The 15017-nt window shown below is 53.4% G+C and carries 13 protein-coding genes; 5 read left to right on the top strand and 8 right to left on the bottom strand.

Features of this window, described 5'->3' with window-relative positions; genetic code table 11:
* Positions 1-14 precede the first annotated feature (14 nt).
* Positions 15-917: a class I SAM-dependent methyltransferase gene (locus ABD949_RS09840; protein WP_345242996.1), complete on the bottom strand. Its 903-nt coding sequence runs from the start codon at positions 915-917 to the stop codon at positions 15-17.
* Positions 918-1093: 176 nt separating this feature from the next.
* On the opposite strand from ABD949_RS09840, the gene kynU reads away from it, so the two are divergent.
* Entirely contained in the window at positions 1094-2365 is a 1272-nt protein-coding gene (kynU, locus tag ABD949_RS09835; protein WP_345242994.1) for a kynureninase, read from the top strand.
* On the opposite strand, the gene ABD949_RS09830 is transcribed toward kynU, so the two are convergent.
* Together ABD949_RS09830 and queG are read right to left on the bottom strand one after the other, a co-directional pair.
* Positions 2345-3019: a TetR/AcrR family transcriptional regulator gene (locus ABD949_RS09830; protein ID WP_345242993.1), complete on the bottom strand. Its 675-nt coding sequence runs from the start codon at positions 3017-3019 to the stop codon at positions 2345-2347. The genes kynU and ABD949_RS09830 overlap by 21 nt on opposite strands.
* 79 nt (positions 3020-3098) lie before the next feature.
* Positions 3099-4031, bottom strand: a complete 933-nt coding sequence (gene queG, locus ABD949_RS09825; RefSeq protein ID WP_345242992.1) for a tRNA epoxyqueuosine(34) reductase QueG — start codon at positions 4029-4031, stop codon at positions 3099-3101.
* A 197-nt stretch (positions 4032-4228) separates the two neighbouring features.
* On the opposite strand from queG, the gene ABD949_RS09820 reads away from it, so the two are divergent.
* Together ABD949_RS09820 and dnaJ are read left to right on the top strand one after the other, a co-directional pair.
* Entirely contained in the window at positions 4229-4780 is a 552-nt protein-coding gene (locus tag ABD949_RS09820) for a nucleotide exchange factor GrpE (RefSeq protein WP_345242990.1), read from the top strand.
* Positions 4780-5949 carry a molecular chaperone DnaJ gene (gene dnaJ, locus ABD949_RS09815; protein WP_345242988.1) on the top strand — a complete coding sequence of 390 codons (1170 nt, stop codon included), beginning with the start codon at positions 4780-4782 and terminating at the stop codon, positions 5947-5949. Before ABD949_RS09820 ends, dnaJ begins: the two co-directional genes overlap by 1 nt.
* Before the next feature lie 55 nt (positions 5950-6004).
* On the opposite strand, the gene ABD949_RS09810 is transcribed toward dnaJ, so the two are convergent.
* From ABD949_RS09810 to ABD949_RS09795, 4 genes are all read right to left on the bottom strand, one after another.
* Positions 6005-7453 (bottom strand): L,D-transpeptidase scaffold domain-containing protein, encoded by a 1449-nt coding sequence (locus ABD949_RS09810; RefSeq protein WP_345242987.1) that lies wholly within the window; start codon positions 7451-7453, stop codon positions 6005-6007.
* Between the two features lie 198 nt (positions 7454-7651).
* Entirely contained in the window at positions 7652-8689 is a 1038-nt protein-coding gene (locus tag ABD949_RS09805) for a sugar phosphate isomerase/epimerase family protein (RefSeq protein ID WP_345242986.1), read from the bottom strand.
* A 382-nt stretch (positions 8690-9071) separates the two neighbouring features.
* Complete coding sequence (locus ABD949_RS09800) at positions 9072-9341, bottom strand: PIN domain-containing protein (protein WP_345242984.1); 270 nt, start codon at positions 9339-9341, stop codon at positions 9072-9074.
* A gap of 126 nt (positions 9342-9467) precedes the next feature.
* On the bottom strand, positions 9468-9689 hold the full coding sequence (locus ABD949_RS09795) for a hypothetical protein (protein ID WP_345242983.1): 222 nt from the start codon (positions 9687-9689) through the stop codon (positions 9468-9470).
* A gap of 1029 nt (positions 9690-10718) precedes the next feature.
* Between ABD949_RS09795 and ABD949_RS09790 the strand changes: the two genes are divergently transcribed.
* On the top strand, positions 10719-11231 hold the full coding sequence (locus tag ABD949_RS09790) for a hypothetical protein (RefSeq protein WP_345242981.1): 513 nt from the start codon (positions 10719-10721) through the stop codon (positions 11229-11231).
* 19 nt (positions 11232-11250) lie between these two features.
* A complete protein-coding gene (locus ABD949_RS09785) occupies positions 11251-11607 on the top strand; it encodes a hypothetical protein (protein ID WP_345242980.1) in 357 nt (118 codons plus the stop codon).
* 417 nt (positions 11608-12024) lie between these two features.
* Here the strand turns inward: ABD949_RS09785 and ABD949_RS09780 are convergent, their stop codons facing one another.
* Entirely contained in the window at positions 12025-14979 is a 2955-nt protein-coding gene (locus ABD949_RS09780; protein ID WP_345242979.1) for a glycosyltransferase family 117 protein, read from the bottom strand.
* Positions 14980-15017: the final 38 nt, after the last annotated feature.

The following is a 15017-nucleotide window of genomic DNA, read 5'->3' as shown; positions in this document are numbered from 1 at the left end:
ACCACTCGCCCGGATCATACCCCCTGTACCTTCTTTAAATAGAAGATGGCCTGGTCGCCCTGATTGGTCTGGTTCAGCGTTCTGGCCTGTTTCGCGTAGTTTAGTTTAGTCAGTTTTCGCTTCAGTGTAGAACCGTACAGCGCCGATGCATCTTCGTACATGGCAATGTTGTTCCTGTACTTTTCGCTGTGGATGAACTGGGCATGGTCGGAGTCGTATTCTACCGCAGTCAGGGTCAGACTGGCCTGTTCCGCCAGCAGCTTCATGCTCTGCACCGAATGGAGGAAGAGGTGACGGGGCGCGTCCAACTGAAACCAGTCGGTGCGGTAGTGTTCCCAGGCGTATGACGATACCGTCGGAATCCGGATCAGGCAGGTACCATTGGGGGCCAGCAGGCGGTAGACGGCCTGTAGATTTTCCAGTGGGTCCGGCACATGCTCAAAGGAGTGGTTGTACAGGATGATATCCCATTCGCCCCCCACTTCATAGACGAAACTCTTCTGCACCCGGTAGCCGTTGGGGTAGGTGATGGTGGCCGGAATAAAGGGATCGGCTCCCTGCACGTTTTTCATGCCCAGTTCGTACAGCGGGTATAGGTAACTGCCCCGGCCGCAGCCGATGTCGATGATCCGGGTCGAACGCGTGAGCCCCAGTTTTCCCAGGTGCTGGTACTGTCCGGCCGGAAAGAGGCTGTTCATCAGGCCGGAGATAAGTCCGTCAGGAAACAACGCAGCCTGGTAGCGGTTTTTGCGGAAAGCACCTTTTATTCCCTGAAAGATATGACTGCGGGGCGCTTCGAAACCATTGTATTCGGTGGGGTAGAAGCGGGCGAGGTTGGCCGGAATGGTTTCAATCTGTAAGCACTGGCACTGGCTGCACTGGAAGTAGGTGAACACTTCGCGAAGCCCTAACATCATTTCCCGTGGGTGGTACACGGTATTGTTTTCAGTATTGCCACAAATCCGACACGTCATGAGTACTTAAGAAAACACAAAAGTAGTAAATAGGGGCGTTCCGTAAAGGAGGAGTAAACATCCGGTGACAAGCTTTACCGATCAATTGCTTTACATTTGCCGCCAACGTACGCTACTCTATGACCTTCGAAAATTCATTGCACGTCGCTCAGCAACTCGACCAGGCCGATCCACTCCGACCCTTCCGCGACCGCTTCCTGATCCCGCAAGCCGAGGGCAAAGACCTGATCTACTTCTGCGGCAACTCCCTCGGTCTGCAACCCAAAACCGCCCGGGAGGCCCTAGGCCGGGAACTAACTGTCTGGCAGCATCTGGCCGTAGAAGGCTGGTTTATGCGGCCCGACCACTCGGAGGATACCCCCTGGCTGAGCGTTCACAAACGCTGCAAAGAACCCTTGGCGCAAATCGTGGGGGCCAACCCCTCCGAAGTGGTGCCCATGAACAACCTGACGGTGAATATGCACCTGATGCTGACTTCATTTTACCAGCCTGCCGGGCAGCGCACCAAAATCCTGACCATCGGGGGCGATTTTCCGTCGGACCAGTACGCGCTCGAAACTCACATAACATCCAGAGGGCTGAATCCGGACCAGGTACTGGTGGAGGTATTCCCGAGGGAGGGCGAATATACGTGGCGGATGGCCGATATTCTGCACGCTATTGATGAACACCGCGATACGCTGGCGCTCGTGCTGATGAGCGGCCTGCATTATTATACCGGACAGGTCTTCGACATGGCGGCCATTGCCCAAAAGGCGCACGAAGTGGGTGTGCCGGTCGGGTTTGACCTGGCCCATGCCATCGGTAATGTTCCGTTGCAGTTGCACGACTGGCAGGTTGATTTTGCCTTCTGGTGCTCTTATAAATACCTGAACTCCGGGCCGGGGGGCGTATCAGGCGTCTTCGTTCATGAAAAACACCACCAGGCAAATTTACCCCGGCTGGCCGGCTGGTGGGGCTATGATGAGGAACACCGGTTTGACATGACCAAAGGGTTTGTACCCATGGCGGGTGCCGACGGCTGGCAGCTAAGCACCCCCACCGTACTGGCCATGGCCGTCCACCACGCAGCCCTGCAGATTACCGCCGAAGCGGGTATGGAAGCTCTGCGCCGGAAAAGTGAGCAGCTGACGGCTTTCCTGGAATTTGTCCTGCGAGACTCCGGTTATCCGCTGGCAATCATAACACCGGCTACTCCAGCCGAGCGCGGCTGTCAGTTGTCTCTGCTGGTACAACGGGACGGAAAAGCCCTGTTTAACCGGCTGGTGGAGCAGGGCATAATCGGCGACTGGCGTGAGCCCGACTGCATCCGGCTGGCTCCGACACCCCTCTACAATACGTATGAAGAAGCCTGGCGCGTGGGTCAGGTGTTAAGAAACTTCCTGGCCTGAGGCCGTGGAAACTTCATTTCTGAGGTCACCGTTGGCATTAGCCAGTCGTTCGCGGGTGGTCAGGTAAGCACCCCGAAACATCTGGCGCAGGGCATCTTCAATCTTGCTCCAGGCTTCGTCGGTACTCAGGTCCAAACCCATCATCACCCTTTTAGGCTGCGACAAAAAGGTAAGCATCATCATAGCACTGGCAACGATGGCGGCAAATCCCTGCGCGTGGGGGGTTCCAATCAGCTTGGAAAGCCCCTCAATCATTTCATTGGCCTGCTTTTCACGCTCAACGCCCAGCGGATTGTGAATGGCGTCGGGCTCAAACAGGTTTTTGCGCAGAAATTCCCGCGCTTCTGTATTCTTGCGAAGTTGTCGGAACTCGCCAATAATGTATTCGCAGGCCGTCTTGTATACCTCTTCTAGGGAAGCTGACTTCAGCGCATTCACATCCAGCATTGGGGTGCTGATTACCGGTTTAGCCTGCCTGACATAAGCGTCCATCAGGCCGTCCAGCCCACCGAAATAGCGGTAAATCAGAATTTTATTGACCCCAGCCCGGTTGGCAATCCGGTTGATACCTACTTCATCAATACCATCTGTGTGAATAATCTGGCCGACAGCATCAATTAATTTTTGTTCCGTTAGAGCACGGTCACGTTGCATATCCAGGTAAAGAATTTAAAAAGCTAGAAAGCAATGTAGTTATTAATTGCCATAAAGACAGGAACCGTTTAGTGAACGGTCATTCCCGCAGAAACTGTATATTTCGCTTCAGACCGGCGAGTTTTGTGCGTTTGACGGCCGAGCGCCGGAAAATGGCCTGAAAGATTTCTTCCGTAATCTCCTCCCAGTCAGCCTTGGTAAATTGCTCCAGCGCCGGATGCGGGTTAAACTCCGGCGTTTGGTGGGGCCGGGCAAAGCGGTTCCAGGGGCAGACGTCCTGGCAGATGTCACAGCCAAACATCCAGTTCTGGAACTTGCTTTTCACTTCATCCGGAATAGCTTCTTTTAGTTCAATGGTAAAGTAGGAGATACACTTGCTGCCGTCTACCACATACGGTTCCACAATGGCATCCGTCGGGCAGGCGTCTACGCAGCGGGTGCAGGTGCCGCAATAGTCGGCAATGGGGCCGTCGGAGGTCAGTTCCAGATCCAGGATTAGCTCACCGATAAAGAAGAAGCTGCCGATGTCGCGGTTGATCAGGTTGCTGTGTTTACCGATCCAGCCGAGTCCGGCGCGTTTCGCCCAGACTTTATCCATCACCGGTGCCGAGTCGACAAAGGCCCGGCCGTTCACTTCCCCGATTTCCTCGTGGATATACGCCATCAGCGCTTTTAGCTTATCTTTCAGCACAAAATGGTAGTCGGTACCGTAGGCGTATTTGGAGAGTTTGTAGTCATCTTCCCCTTCCGGCAGGCGTTCTTCGGGGTAATAGTTGAGCAGGACTGTGATAACGGATTGGGCTCCGTCGACGAGCAGCCGGGGATCGAGCCGCTTGTCGAAGTGATTGGCCATATAGCTCATCTGGCCGTGCCTGTTCTGGTTCAGCCAGGCCTCCAGCCGGGGGGCTTCGTCTTCCAGAAAGTCGGCTTTGGCAATGCCGCAGAAGTCAAAACCCAAGTCGGCGGCTTTGGCTTTGATGAGTTGGGTTCGTTTGTCGATGAGTACTTGCATATCAACTGGTTCCGGGCCGGGAGACTCTGGACGTAACAGAATTCGCGGCAGAAAAAATCCGGGGTAACGGTTAAATTGGTAAACTTGCAGGCTAGGGAACCGTTTGGCGCAATGTCAAGTTGTCAGTTCAGAAGAATTTGGCAACGGAATTGCTGCCATTTACCTGAGCTATATAGGAATGCGAACGAGGCTTTATCATGGAAAATAAAGACATTTTGAACGAAGAACTTAACCAAACCAACGAGCAACCTGACAACACGGCGACCGCAGCGGCTGAGGAACCCACCAACGAGCAGGAAACTGCCGGGAATACCCGCGACGCTGAACTGGCCGAACTAAAAGATAAATACCTGCGCCTGTACGCCGATTTTGAGAATTTCCGCCGGCGGACCGCGAAGGAAAAACTGGAGTTGGTGTCAACCGCCAACGAAGGTTTGTTGGTGTCGTTACTACCGGTAGTGGATGATTTTGAGCGGGCTATGCAGTCCCTGGAAAAAACATCCGATGTGGCTGCGCTGAAAGAAGGCGTCTCGCTGATTTTTCATAAACTGACCAAAACGCTGGAGGCAAAGGGCCTGAAGCCCATGACGGCCAAAGGCGAGCCTTTCAATGCCGATGTACACGAATCGGTGACGCAGTTTCCGGCCCCCAGCGATGACCTGAAAGGTAAAGTGATCGACGAAGTCGAAAAAGGATATTACCTGAACGATAAGGTTATACGATTTGCAAAGGTTGTAGTTGGAAGCTAATGGCAACGAAACGAGATTATTACGAAGTATTGGGGGTTGATAAGAATGCCTCCCCGGACGACCTGAAGAAGGCTTACCGGAAGATGGCTATTAAGTTTCACCCGGATAAAAATCCCGACGACCCTACTGCCGAGGAGAAATTCAAGGAAGCGGCTGAGGCTTACGACGTCCTGAGCGATCCGCAGAAAAAGGCCCGTTACGACCAGTTTGGTCATGCTGGTATGAGCGGCAACGGCGGTTTTGGCGGAGGCTACGGCCAGGGTGGTCCGTCGATGGAGGATATTTTCAGCCAGTTCGGCGACATTTTCGGCGATGACTCCCCCTTCGGCAGTTTCTTCGGTCGGGGTGGTGCCGGTGGCCAGCGGCAGCGGGTCCGTCGCGGTTCCGATCTGCGTATCAAGCTGAAGCTGACATTGCAGGAGGTCGCCAACGGCGTAGAAAAGAAAATTAAGGTAAAGCGCCATGTAGCCTGTACCACCTGTGGCGGCAACGGCTCCAAAAACGGAACGGCCGTGCAGACCTGCCAGAGCTGTAACGGTACCGGTCAGGTGCGCAAGGTCGTGAATACCATGCTGGGCCAGATGGTCTCCACCAATACCTGTCCGACCTGTAACGGCGACGGCAAGATCGTGACCGAGCGTTGCGATACCTGCTTCGGCGAGGGTCGGGTATTGCAGGAAGATGTCATCCCGATCAAGATTCCGGCCGGTGTGGCTGAGGGCATTCAGCTCTCGGTAGGCGGTAAGGGTAACGTGCCGCCACGGGGCGGGGTAGCCGGCGACCTGCTCATTGTGATCGAAGAGGAGGAAGATGGCGACCTGAAGCGCGACGGCAGCAACGTGATTTACGACTTGTACGTCAACTTCGTGGATGCCGCCCTGGGTACCAGCGTGGAAGTGCCGACGATTGACGGAAAAGCCCGCATTACGCTGGAGCCGGGTATTCAGAGCGGGAAGATCCTGCGCCTGAAGGGCAAAGGCATCAAAGACCTGAACGGCTACGGCCGGGGCGATGAGCTGATCCACGTCAACGTCTGGACACCCAAGCAACTCTCATCTGAGGAGCGGTCCATTCTGGAGCGGCTGCGCAGCTCCCCCAACTTCCAGCCTAAACCGACCAAGAGCGACAAAGGCTTCTTTGAGAAGATGAAAGACTTCTTCCACGGTTAAGAATGATAGATACAGACAAGAGCCCGACCAATTGGCCGGGCTCTTGTGTTTTCAGTTACTTCCGCATCAGCGAAAAGCTGACTTGCTGGTAAACCGGATCGTACAGCCGGATGTGTCCCTGCGCATCGATACCTATTGGGTTGGTAAATACCAGCAGCGATACCGGCGGGCTTATTTTGCGGATTACTGGTTTAGAGCCGGTTTGGCTCGGTGGACTTTGAATGAGGTGGTTCACCTCGTCTTTGTCTTCCAGCAACCAGGCCGCCAGCGCAACCGGCTTTTCGATCTGCACACCGCCTAAATTCCGGAACCGATTGTCCTGCCGGAAGCCTGCCTGCAGACTCAGGTCCTGGGCAAACAGGGTCAACTCGCTCGGCGGAATGTTATAGGGCAGAAAGCCGGAATGCCCCGAATTGGGTGAGAACGCAACGGAGGTCAGCTGCGCCAGAAACTGAGGAGTAGGTGTTTCCGGTTTACCTAACAGGGTCCGCATCGATAAGGCGACGGTACAGCCTTCAAACCCGTATAGCTCCGCAGCCGGCAGATTAATCACCAGCGTTTTGTATTCGTTAATGGCGTTGAGCCACCGCCAGCTATTCAGGCTGCTGGTCAGCATTTTCCGGTACTGAGCAATCGGCTTATTCACTTTAGCCAGCGTAGCCACGGTCAGCCGGCCATCGGTGGGCTCACCTACCTTCTGCTGAAACACTTTTAAGGCCTGCCGTGCCTGCTCTTCAGAAAGGTTTGCCGCTTTAAGGGGTACTACCCCCCAGGCTTTCAGCCGATGTATGAGCAACGTATTATCAGCCAGTGCGTCGGAGAAAGGCACCAGGCCGGTCGTCAGCTCGGTTTTGCCGGCGATGCTGTTAACCCGAACGAGCTCACTTCGGAGGGTTTGATAGACCTGGGTCTGGGGCTCGGTGCCTTCGAGCACCTGCGGGAAGGTATAGCAGTTGGCAAACGCCGACAGCAGGTACGTTTCTACGCCGAATTCCTGCCCTACGGGGTCGCAATCCGGGTTAATGGTCAGCCAGTTGGGTCGGTCGGTGCCGTAGCCGACATGCTCCATAAAGGTGAGCAAGGCATCGGAGGTATAAAGTTCGTACGCCAGCGGGTTCTTCCGGCTCAGCGTTTTCAGCAGGGTATAGTGGTAGTTGTTTCGGTCTAGGCCAAAATCATCGGCGCGTTCCAGGGTCTGGAGAAAGGCTTTGCGGAACGGTTCCCACTCAGGCGACCAGAGGAATTCATCACCGGTTTGATTGTATAAAGCGTCGATCCGTTTCGGGTTGAGGATCGGATGCTGCCGGAGCAGGTTCGGTTGCTTCTGGTTCAACTGCTGAACCAGTCGTGGGGTGACTGGCTGTTTGATCTGGGACTGAACCGGCTGACTAACGACGAGTGCCAGCAAGAGGCACAGGCCCCAAAAGCCCCGAAGCGAAAAGAAGCCCCACGTCGGTTTGGTACGGAGATGAGGGATACCTGATTGCGTTTGTGCCTTGTTCATGGATGCTTCTGTTTTGACCATCCAAAGTAACGCAATCCGGAACGCGCTGACGATGAGCGTAATCAGTTGCTGATCTGAACTTTGTTAGTTGCGCAGCAGCGTAGAGAATGGGCTTGACCAAACGCTCATAACAAAAAAGCGGCTTTACGGCCATTTGGGAATGACCATAAAGCCGCATGTTGGCAGATTGCCTTATGGCTAGCTCAATATATTCCGGCAGTAGTCAACACACTTCCTGACCTCGGCCACGGGGTTTGACCCCTCCGGTACCTTGTATTCCAGCTCCACTGTGGCCGGGAAGGTATACTTCTGCTCGCGCATCAACCTCAATGCCTCCCGCAGGGGCGTATCACCCTTGCCCCAGGGCAGATTCCCTTTGCCGTTGGCCGGTGACTGGCGGTCCTTGATGTGCATACTGGCAATACGGTTATGCTTTTGCCGGATGAGCCCCAGCGGATCGGGCTGACCGGCCGCTACGTAGTGGCCCAGATCGAAGTTCAGAGCGTTGCCGGGCGATTGCGCCAAGGCGGTATCCCAGAAGGTCGGTGTCTGCTGTTCGTGGCCGTGGTAGCCCACGCGGATGCCGTGCTTCTCGGCCATCTTGCCCAGCCTCAGCGTATGGGCATCGTTGGCGGGGTGCTCCAGCGTGACCTGATTGGCACCCAGTGCTTTGGCCGCCCGCATGCCGTAATCAATATCGGCGTCGGTGCTCTGCATACCAAAGGCATCCGGTTTGAAGCCGTAGATGGTGACGCCGGCCTTGTTGTACATTTTGCGAACCTGCTCGAATTTAGCCATAGACACCGATTGCCGCCATTTGGCAACCTCGGTCCGGTACGCTTTAGTCTGGGCATCGGCGTCGGCCAGTATTTTCTGCTCGTCTTCGGTCAGTTGCTGATTTTCGCGTCGCTTCCGCATCAGCGGAAATACCGTCCGCATATCCACCGTATTTTTCGGGGCACCGGCAAACGACTCGGCCGGACCACCCATTAGTTCAATAGCGCTGATGCCGCTGTCGAGCACGTACTGCAACGTAGCCTCGGCGCTCTGATCGGGCATTTCGCGGAAAGAATAGGTGATGACACCGATCTGAACGCCATTGATAAGCGAGTTAGGGTCACCTACGCTCCGGATAATGGCCGGGGCACCAAAGAGCTTGTTGGTACCAAGTACGGCTCCCGAGACGAGAGCGGCCGTTGTTCCCAGAAACGTACGGCGTGATTGCTGATTTTCCATGGTTTAGATACGATTGGTCAGGATTAGGCACCGGCAACAACCTGCTGGCCTGCACTATATGGTGTAAAGCAATAGTAGGAAAAATTCTCCTTAATGTAGCCTGGTTTTGTAAACCGGGCGTCCATCACCTTACCTATCCGATGACCATCCCCGCTTACGGTACAATTGCGGCCCTCGTTCGTCCGGGTTTGTAACGCGAGACGGGGGAGACCAGCGCCCAACACCCCATGTGGCGCTGGCGACCGAAGGGAGCCTTGACGCATACGGATGGTTGGGCTGTCTCGCTGACTTGGCGGCCTGCTGCCTGTCGCCGGAAACTTGCCAAATCATGAATTATAACTCCATGCTCCAACTCAAGCTGCTTTCCCTGAATATCATTTGCCTACTTCTCTTCAGGGCCATATTGATGTTTGTATTTAGGCCGGTAAAAGGTAATTCCTTCTACAAAATCGAAATCCTTCTTGTTGAAGGTGAACAGCACAACCGGGTAGGTTAGCGCCGTGGCGGCAATTATCATATCCGCTATACCAGGACGCTTGGCGTAATGCTCCCAGGTAAGATTCAGTAGTTGCCGCGAGATCTCAGCGTCTAAACCGATGACATTAAACTTGTTAATAGTTTCAACCGTTTTCCGCTTTTCACCGCGCTTCATGCCCACGTAATTTCGGCTTCGGAAATTACACTCAGATACAGCCGGTCAAAACCAAGTTCCTCTAGCTCCTCACCATTGCCGGCACCCCTCTGAAGTAGTCGAACAACACATTTGAATCACAGAGAATTATCTTCTTTTTGGCCATGCCTTCGCCCGTATTGACGCCATCGTCCGTTCATCAGTAGCCCAGATACCGCTGAAAGCGGCTGGCGTTTCGCCAGCTTTAGCATTGCTTTTGTGTAAAAGGGGAATTGGGCTGTCAGCTTCTGGCTCGATTGTAATGCCGTTTTCTAGTAGCAATGCCTTAACCTTCTCGTAATCGTTATCCTTGACAGTTAGCGTTATCATGACCTTGGGGCGTGTCTTACAATATTACAACAAATTGGGCATTGATTTAGCTCACTGTTGGCGGTTGTAGTATAGCTGACTTGTCGAGACGTGTACCTGTCGAAAGAAACCTGTGGTAAAGATGGGTATCAACCAGAAAACTCATGTAACGCTGTGGTATATCGGTTGTAAGGATAATCACAAGCCAAAATAAGGTAAATCAGCCTGTTTGTAAACAGGCCTTTCAACGCCTACAGACTTACGAGAAGCCTTAGAAGTTGACCGTAAGACCGATTTGGGCTGCCAAGGGGAAGCCGGCCGGTTGAGACCTGTCCTTAAAAACACTCAAAGTTTTCTTAGGAAATTGTTTACACCAAAGGGAAATGCCATAAACTGGCCTCCAGCGCTGGCGACAAACTGTTGGTGAGCACGCGGTGGATGCTCCCTTCTAACGAAATAACCCTGTTAAACCGGTAGTACAGACCCAGATTGGAAAGGATTTTGAAACCTACAATTTTTTCAATAAACCTATCGTTTTGAATGTCTCTACGATTTTCGGTAATGCATCTTCACCAATTTCACGAACCAATACGGTACCGTCAGGAGAAATCAAGGTGAAGGTTGGTGTAGATCGTCAGCAGTTGAAAGAAAGGATTACGGTCTACGTTGGCTTCCATGACTAATGTGTTGCGTCTAAGGTAAGCACCGCCGGAACTCAAGTACTAATTTTTTCGACCAAAACAGGTTTAGAATCGACAAAGAAGGGTTTTGAATCGAAAACCGCGATACTTCACCCGGTGGATAATTGCGCAGCGTGGACAATGCCTGGCCAATTCATAAACAGCACCGGGTTACGGATTGGGCCAAAACACCGCAATAGGCTCCGGATGTATTTATCGACGCTGCCGTACGCTTCGTCTACGCTTAATACCCTTTGGTCGAAATTCTTTGAATGCTGTATAAGGTTTGCAGACCTTACGCCGTACTTATTGACAAGTTATGGATGTAAAGCCAGTCATTAAGACCAGTATTAATCACTAAGACAGGACTATGCTCCTTCGCCTATTCGTCATGGCCGTACTATGCCAACCGGCAAACGCGCAACTGTACAAATCGTATCAAAAACACCATCTGTGGTCGGCGACCCTAGAAATCGGGGGTATCAATCCGGTACTTGCACTGAATGCAGAGTATAGCCCTTTCCAGGTGGCAGGGTTGTTTACGACGCTACGGGCAGGCATTGGCCACACTTTTACGGATTACAGCATCAACACCTTCCCACATTCGGTATCCGTCAACATCCTGTTGAATAGAAAGCAAACGAAATGCCCGATTCCGATTGGGGAGCCGAACCAATGGTTTTTAGAAGTCGGAGCGGGCGGCTTGGTTTTCAACCGTCCAAAAGATAAACAGGATTACCGCTATACACCTATGTTGGGTGTTCGCTGGTATCAAACGGCTAAGTATACGCTTACACGTTATTTCTGGAAGTCACAATTCACGCCTTTGATTTTAGGACGGCTGGTTCCTTGGGGCGGCATAGGAATGGGGGTAATTTTGTAAGAGAAAGCATATACGGAGTATGACAAGATTAATCAAGACAGCAACTACCCTGCTAGTCGTAGCTATGCTGAACGGTTGTACGGCAGATAAGAACCTGGGATCTCTATTCGAGACAGAACGGCAGTATCGGCATGCCTTGCCAAACGGCTCTTTTGAAACCATCCAGTTCAAATCAAACGGACAGGTTTATGCAAACATGCTGGTCAATGGCGAAACCGTAGAAGCCAACGGGCGCTATCAGATCAGGAGGGAACACTACGTAGACGTTGTTCTCTCCAGAGGCCCTTACCGAAAAATTCACTTCCTAAAACCTGTTGAGGGCGAATTGCGTGAGTCAAAAAGAGGCTTCCGGTGGAAAAAGGCCGGCGATAGTTGACCGCGTCTACCGGTACAGAATAGCCTGACTATCATATTAAAGAGGCAGGGTCAATAGCTTGTATATAATCACATTGAACGATAGTCGAAGCAAGGTAATTGGGCGGGTTAGTACCAATTAGCCCACCGCTTCAGCGGTGGGGCCGGCAAAGGAGGTGTATTCCCGGCTAACCGTTTCAACGGTTTATGGTTGCGTAAACCGTTAAAACGGTTAATCCGCCACGTATCCGGGCATGAGTGTCCCACAGCTAAAGCAGTGGGCTGGTAAAAAAAACAGGCAACAAAAGACTCCGAAGGTTTGGGAGCTTTTGTTGCCTGTTTTTTCAAACCGGGTAGATAACGGATTACAAATCCGTTGTACACCAATGCCGCGTCTGAAACGGACCGGGGCGCCGGTGCGATGCAAATCCGCTTTACATTACCCCAGCGCGTTGATGTGCTTCTGGAAGATCGCGTCGTACTTGCTGGCGGCTGCTGCCTGGTTGGCTTCTTTACAGGCCTCCGTAATAGTTTGCAGGCTGTACAGGTCGGCGTTGGTATCGCCCCAGCGGTGGCCGGTCTGCTGCAGGTAGGTCAGGTTCTGGTCGGCGCGTTTGGCAATGACATCCGCAATTTCCAGCGCTTTTTTGTTTTCGCCCACGGCAAACAGGAACCGCACGTAATTGGCCGATACCTGGTCAAATGGAATACTGTTGTCCGGAATCACTTTCAGCGAATAATTCAGCACCTCTCGGGCTTTGTCTTTCTTCTCCTCCCGGATAAGCTGGTCGGCCAGCCGGAAGAACGCGATGCGGGCCGAAATAACCGGCGACCCTTTATACGTTTCATCGTAATACGAGTTCGGATTGTCCAGTTCGCGCCAGAAGGTTTTCTTCATCATGTTCTCGTACATAATGTCCGAGTTGACAAAACCGTCAGCTGCGCCCTGCACACCCACCGGCATCAGGCGGTACGCGTAGCCTTCCAACTGCATATGGTCTTTCAGGCTCAGGTAGTTCTGCGAGGCCAGCGTGGTCGAGAAGTAGATCGGCCGCTGCCAGTTGTTGTTGGCAATGATGTCGAGCATGATCAGGTCCGGCTTGTACAGATCGTTCTTGCCGATGGTCCACTGCAGCGTGTCTTTCACGTACGGACGCAGCGAGGCCGGTAAAAAGTTGGCCTTTTCCACAGCCGCTTTGTCGATAGGCAGGAACAGCACCGACGACGGCATGATGCTGGTCATATCACCCGTGGTGAGGGGTACCTGCACCGCCGGACTGCTCTGCTTAATCAGGCTGATATACTCCTTCAGGTTAATCCCGTTCTTTACAGCTGCGATTTCGTAGAACGGAACAATATCGTTCTTGCCGGTGATGAACTGGTCGAACTCCAGCGAGATCGGCAGGGCTTCAGACTGGTAGGTCCGGCGCTTCATCTGCTGGATATACCAGTCGGTACCCAGCAGGCTGAGGTTACACACGCGAACGTCGGTCCGGAAGCCTTCTACCTCCTGCGCGTACCAGAGCGGGAAGGTATCGTTGTCACCCCCCACAAAAAGTATGGCGTTGGGCGCGCAGGAATTGAGCAGATTCCTGGCAAAATCGACGGAGTGGTAGCGATCCGAGCGGTCGTGGTTATCCCAGCTTTTGGCGGCCATCATCACCGGCACCAGCAGACACAGGCAGGTAACCAGCCCATTCCGCATCAGATCGCTTTTCAGCGAATTACGCAGTCCTTCCGCAATCGCCATGACCCCTAATCCGACCCAAACGGCAAAGAAATAGAACGACGCTACGTAAATATAGTCCCGTTCGCGGGGTTCGGTAGGGGGCGAGTTCAGGAAGATCTGCAGCGCAATACCCGTAAAGAAGAACAGCAGCGCCACAATCAGGAAATCGCGCCGACGGCGGAAATACTGGAAGACAATCCCCAGCAGGCCCAGCAGGAACGGCAGCATGTAAAAGTTATCGCGGGCCTTATTGTCCTTCATCAAATCGGGTACGTTGCTGTCCGACGACCAGGGCAGCAGATAGCCGGCCCCTTCTTCGTCGCTCTCCCGACCCGTAAAATTCCACATCAGGTACCGCCACCACATATGCCCGAGCTGGTAGCTGAACAGGAACTCCAGGTTATCGCCCATGGTCGGCTTTTTCCCTTCCGGAATGTTCAGCATCTGCCGGTAAAGTTGCGTGTGGCCCGGCTGGGTACTGTAAATACGCGGGAAGAGCATCTGATCTTTCGGCTCATATTCGTATACGGGTTTGTAGTCGTATACCACATATTTACTCCCCGACTTCCGGTAGATGGGCTCTCCGCGCTTCTGGTCAATCGGCCGGCCCGTAAAGATGGGACCGTATAGCAGCGACCGGCTGCCGTACTGCTCCCGTTTCAGGTAGGAGATAAAGTTCAGCGCATCGCTCGGGTTGTTTTCGTTGATGGGCGGGTTAAAGCCCGACCGCACCAGCACCTGGATATACGACGCATAGCCGATCAGCACAAACGCCAGGGCCAGCAGTGCCGTGTTCAGGATCACCCGCTGCCGGCGGGCCGACCAGATAATGCCGTACACCAGCGCCCCAATGAACAGGATGGTAAAGAAAATGGTACCAACGTTGAACGGCAGACCAAAGGTGTTGACAAACAGCCGCTCTACCACAAAGGCGGCACTGGGCAGGCCGGGAATAATACCGGAGTTGATGATCCCCAGAATGACCATACCGGCACCAAAGGCCAGCGCACCACCCCAAAAGGTGATTTTCTGATACTTCTTGTAGTAATACAGCAGGGCCAGCGCCGGCAGGGTAACCAGGTTCAGCAGGTGGACGCCGATCGACAGACCCGTGAGGTAGGCAATCAGCAGCAGCCAGCGGTTGGCCGCAGCTTCGTCCTCAATCCGCTCCCAGCGGAAAGCCGCCCACACCACAATGGCCGTAAAAAACGACGACAGGCCGTACACTTCCGCTTCGACCGCCGAGAACCAGAACGTATCCGAGAAGGTATACACCAGGGAGCCTACCGCACCCGTACCCAGCAGGATCAGGGTATCGGCGGTCGAGTAGGTGTCTTCTGCTCTATTCAGCAGCTTCTCGGCGAGCATGGTAATGGTCCAGAACAGGAACAGAATGGTGAAGGCACTAGCTACCACCGATACCATATTTACCCAGAACGCTACTTGTGTTACATCGCCTAAGGCAAAAAGAGAAAAGATACGGCCCAGCAGCAGAAAGAACGGTGCACCGGGCGGGTGGGGTACCTGTAGTTTGAACGAACACGCAATAAATTCGCCACAATCCCAGAAGCTGGCGGTGCGCTCAACGGTTAAGGCATAGGTAAGCAACGCCACCGCAAAGACTGCCCAGCCAGTCAGGGTATTCAAGCGTTTGTACGACTGCATATTAGATAAGTAGGTTGAAGAAAATAGAGAATTGCTGA

Origin of the sequence: Nibrella saemangeumensis (genome assembly GCF_039541915.1) — a bacterium.
GTDB lineage: Bacteria > Bacteroidota > Bacteroidia > Cytophagales > Spirosomataceae > Nibrella > Nibrella saemangeumensis.
The sequence above is the reverse complement of the archived record's forward strand: the minus strand, read 5'-3'. Positions and strand labels throughout refer to the sequence as shown.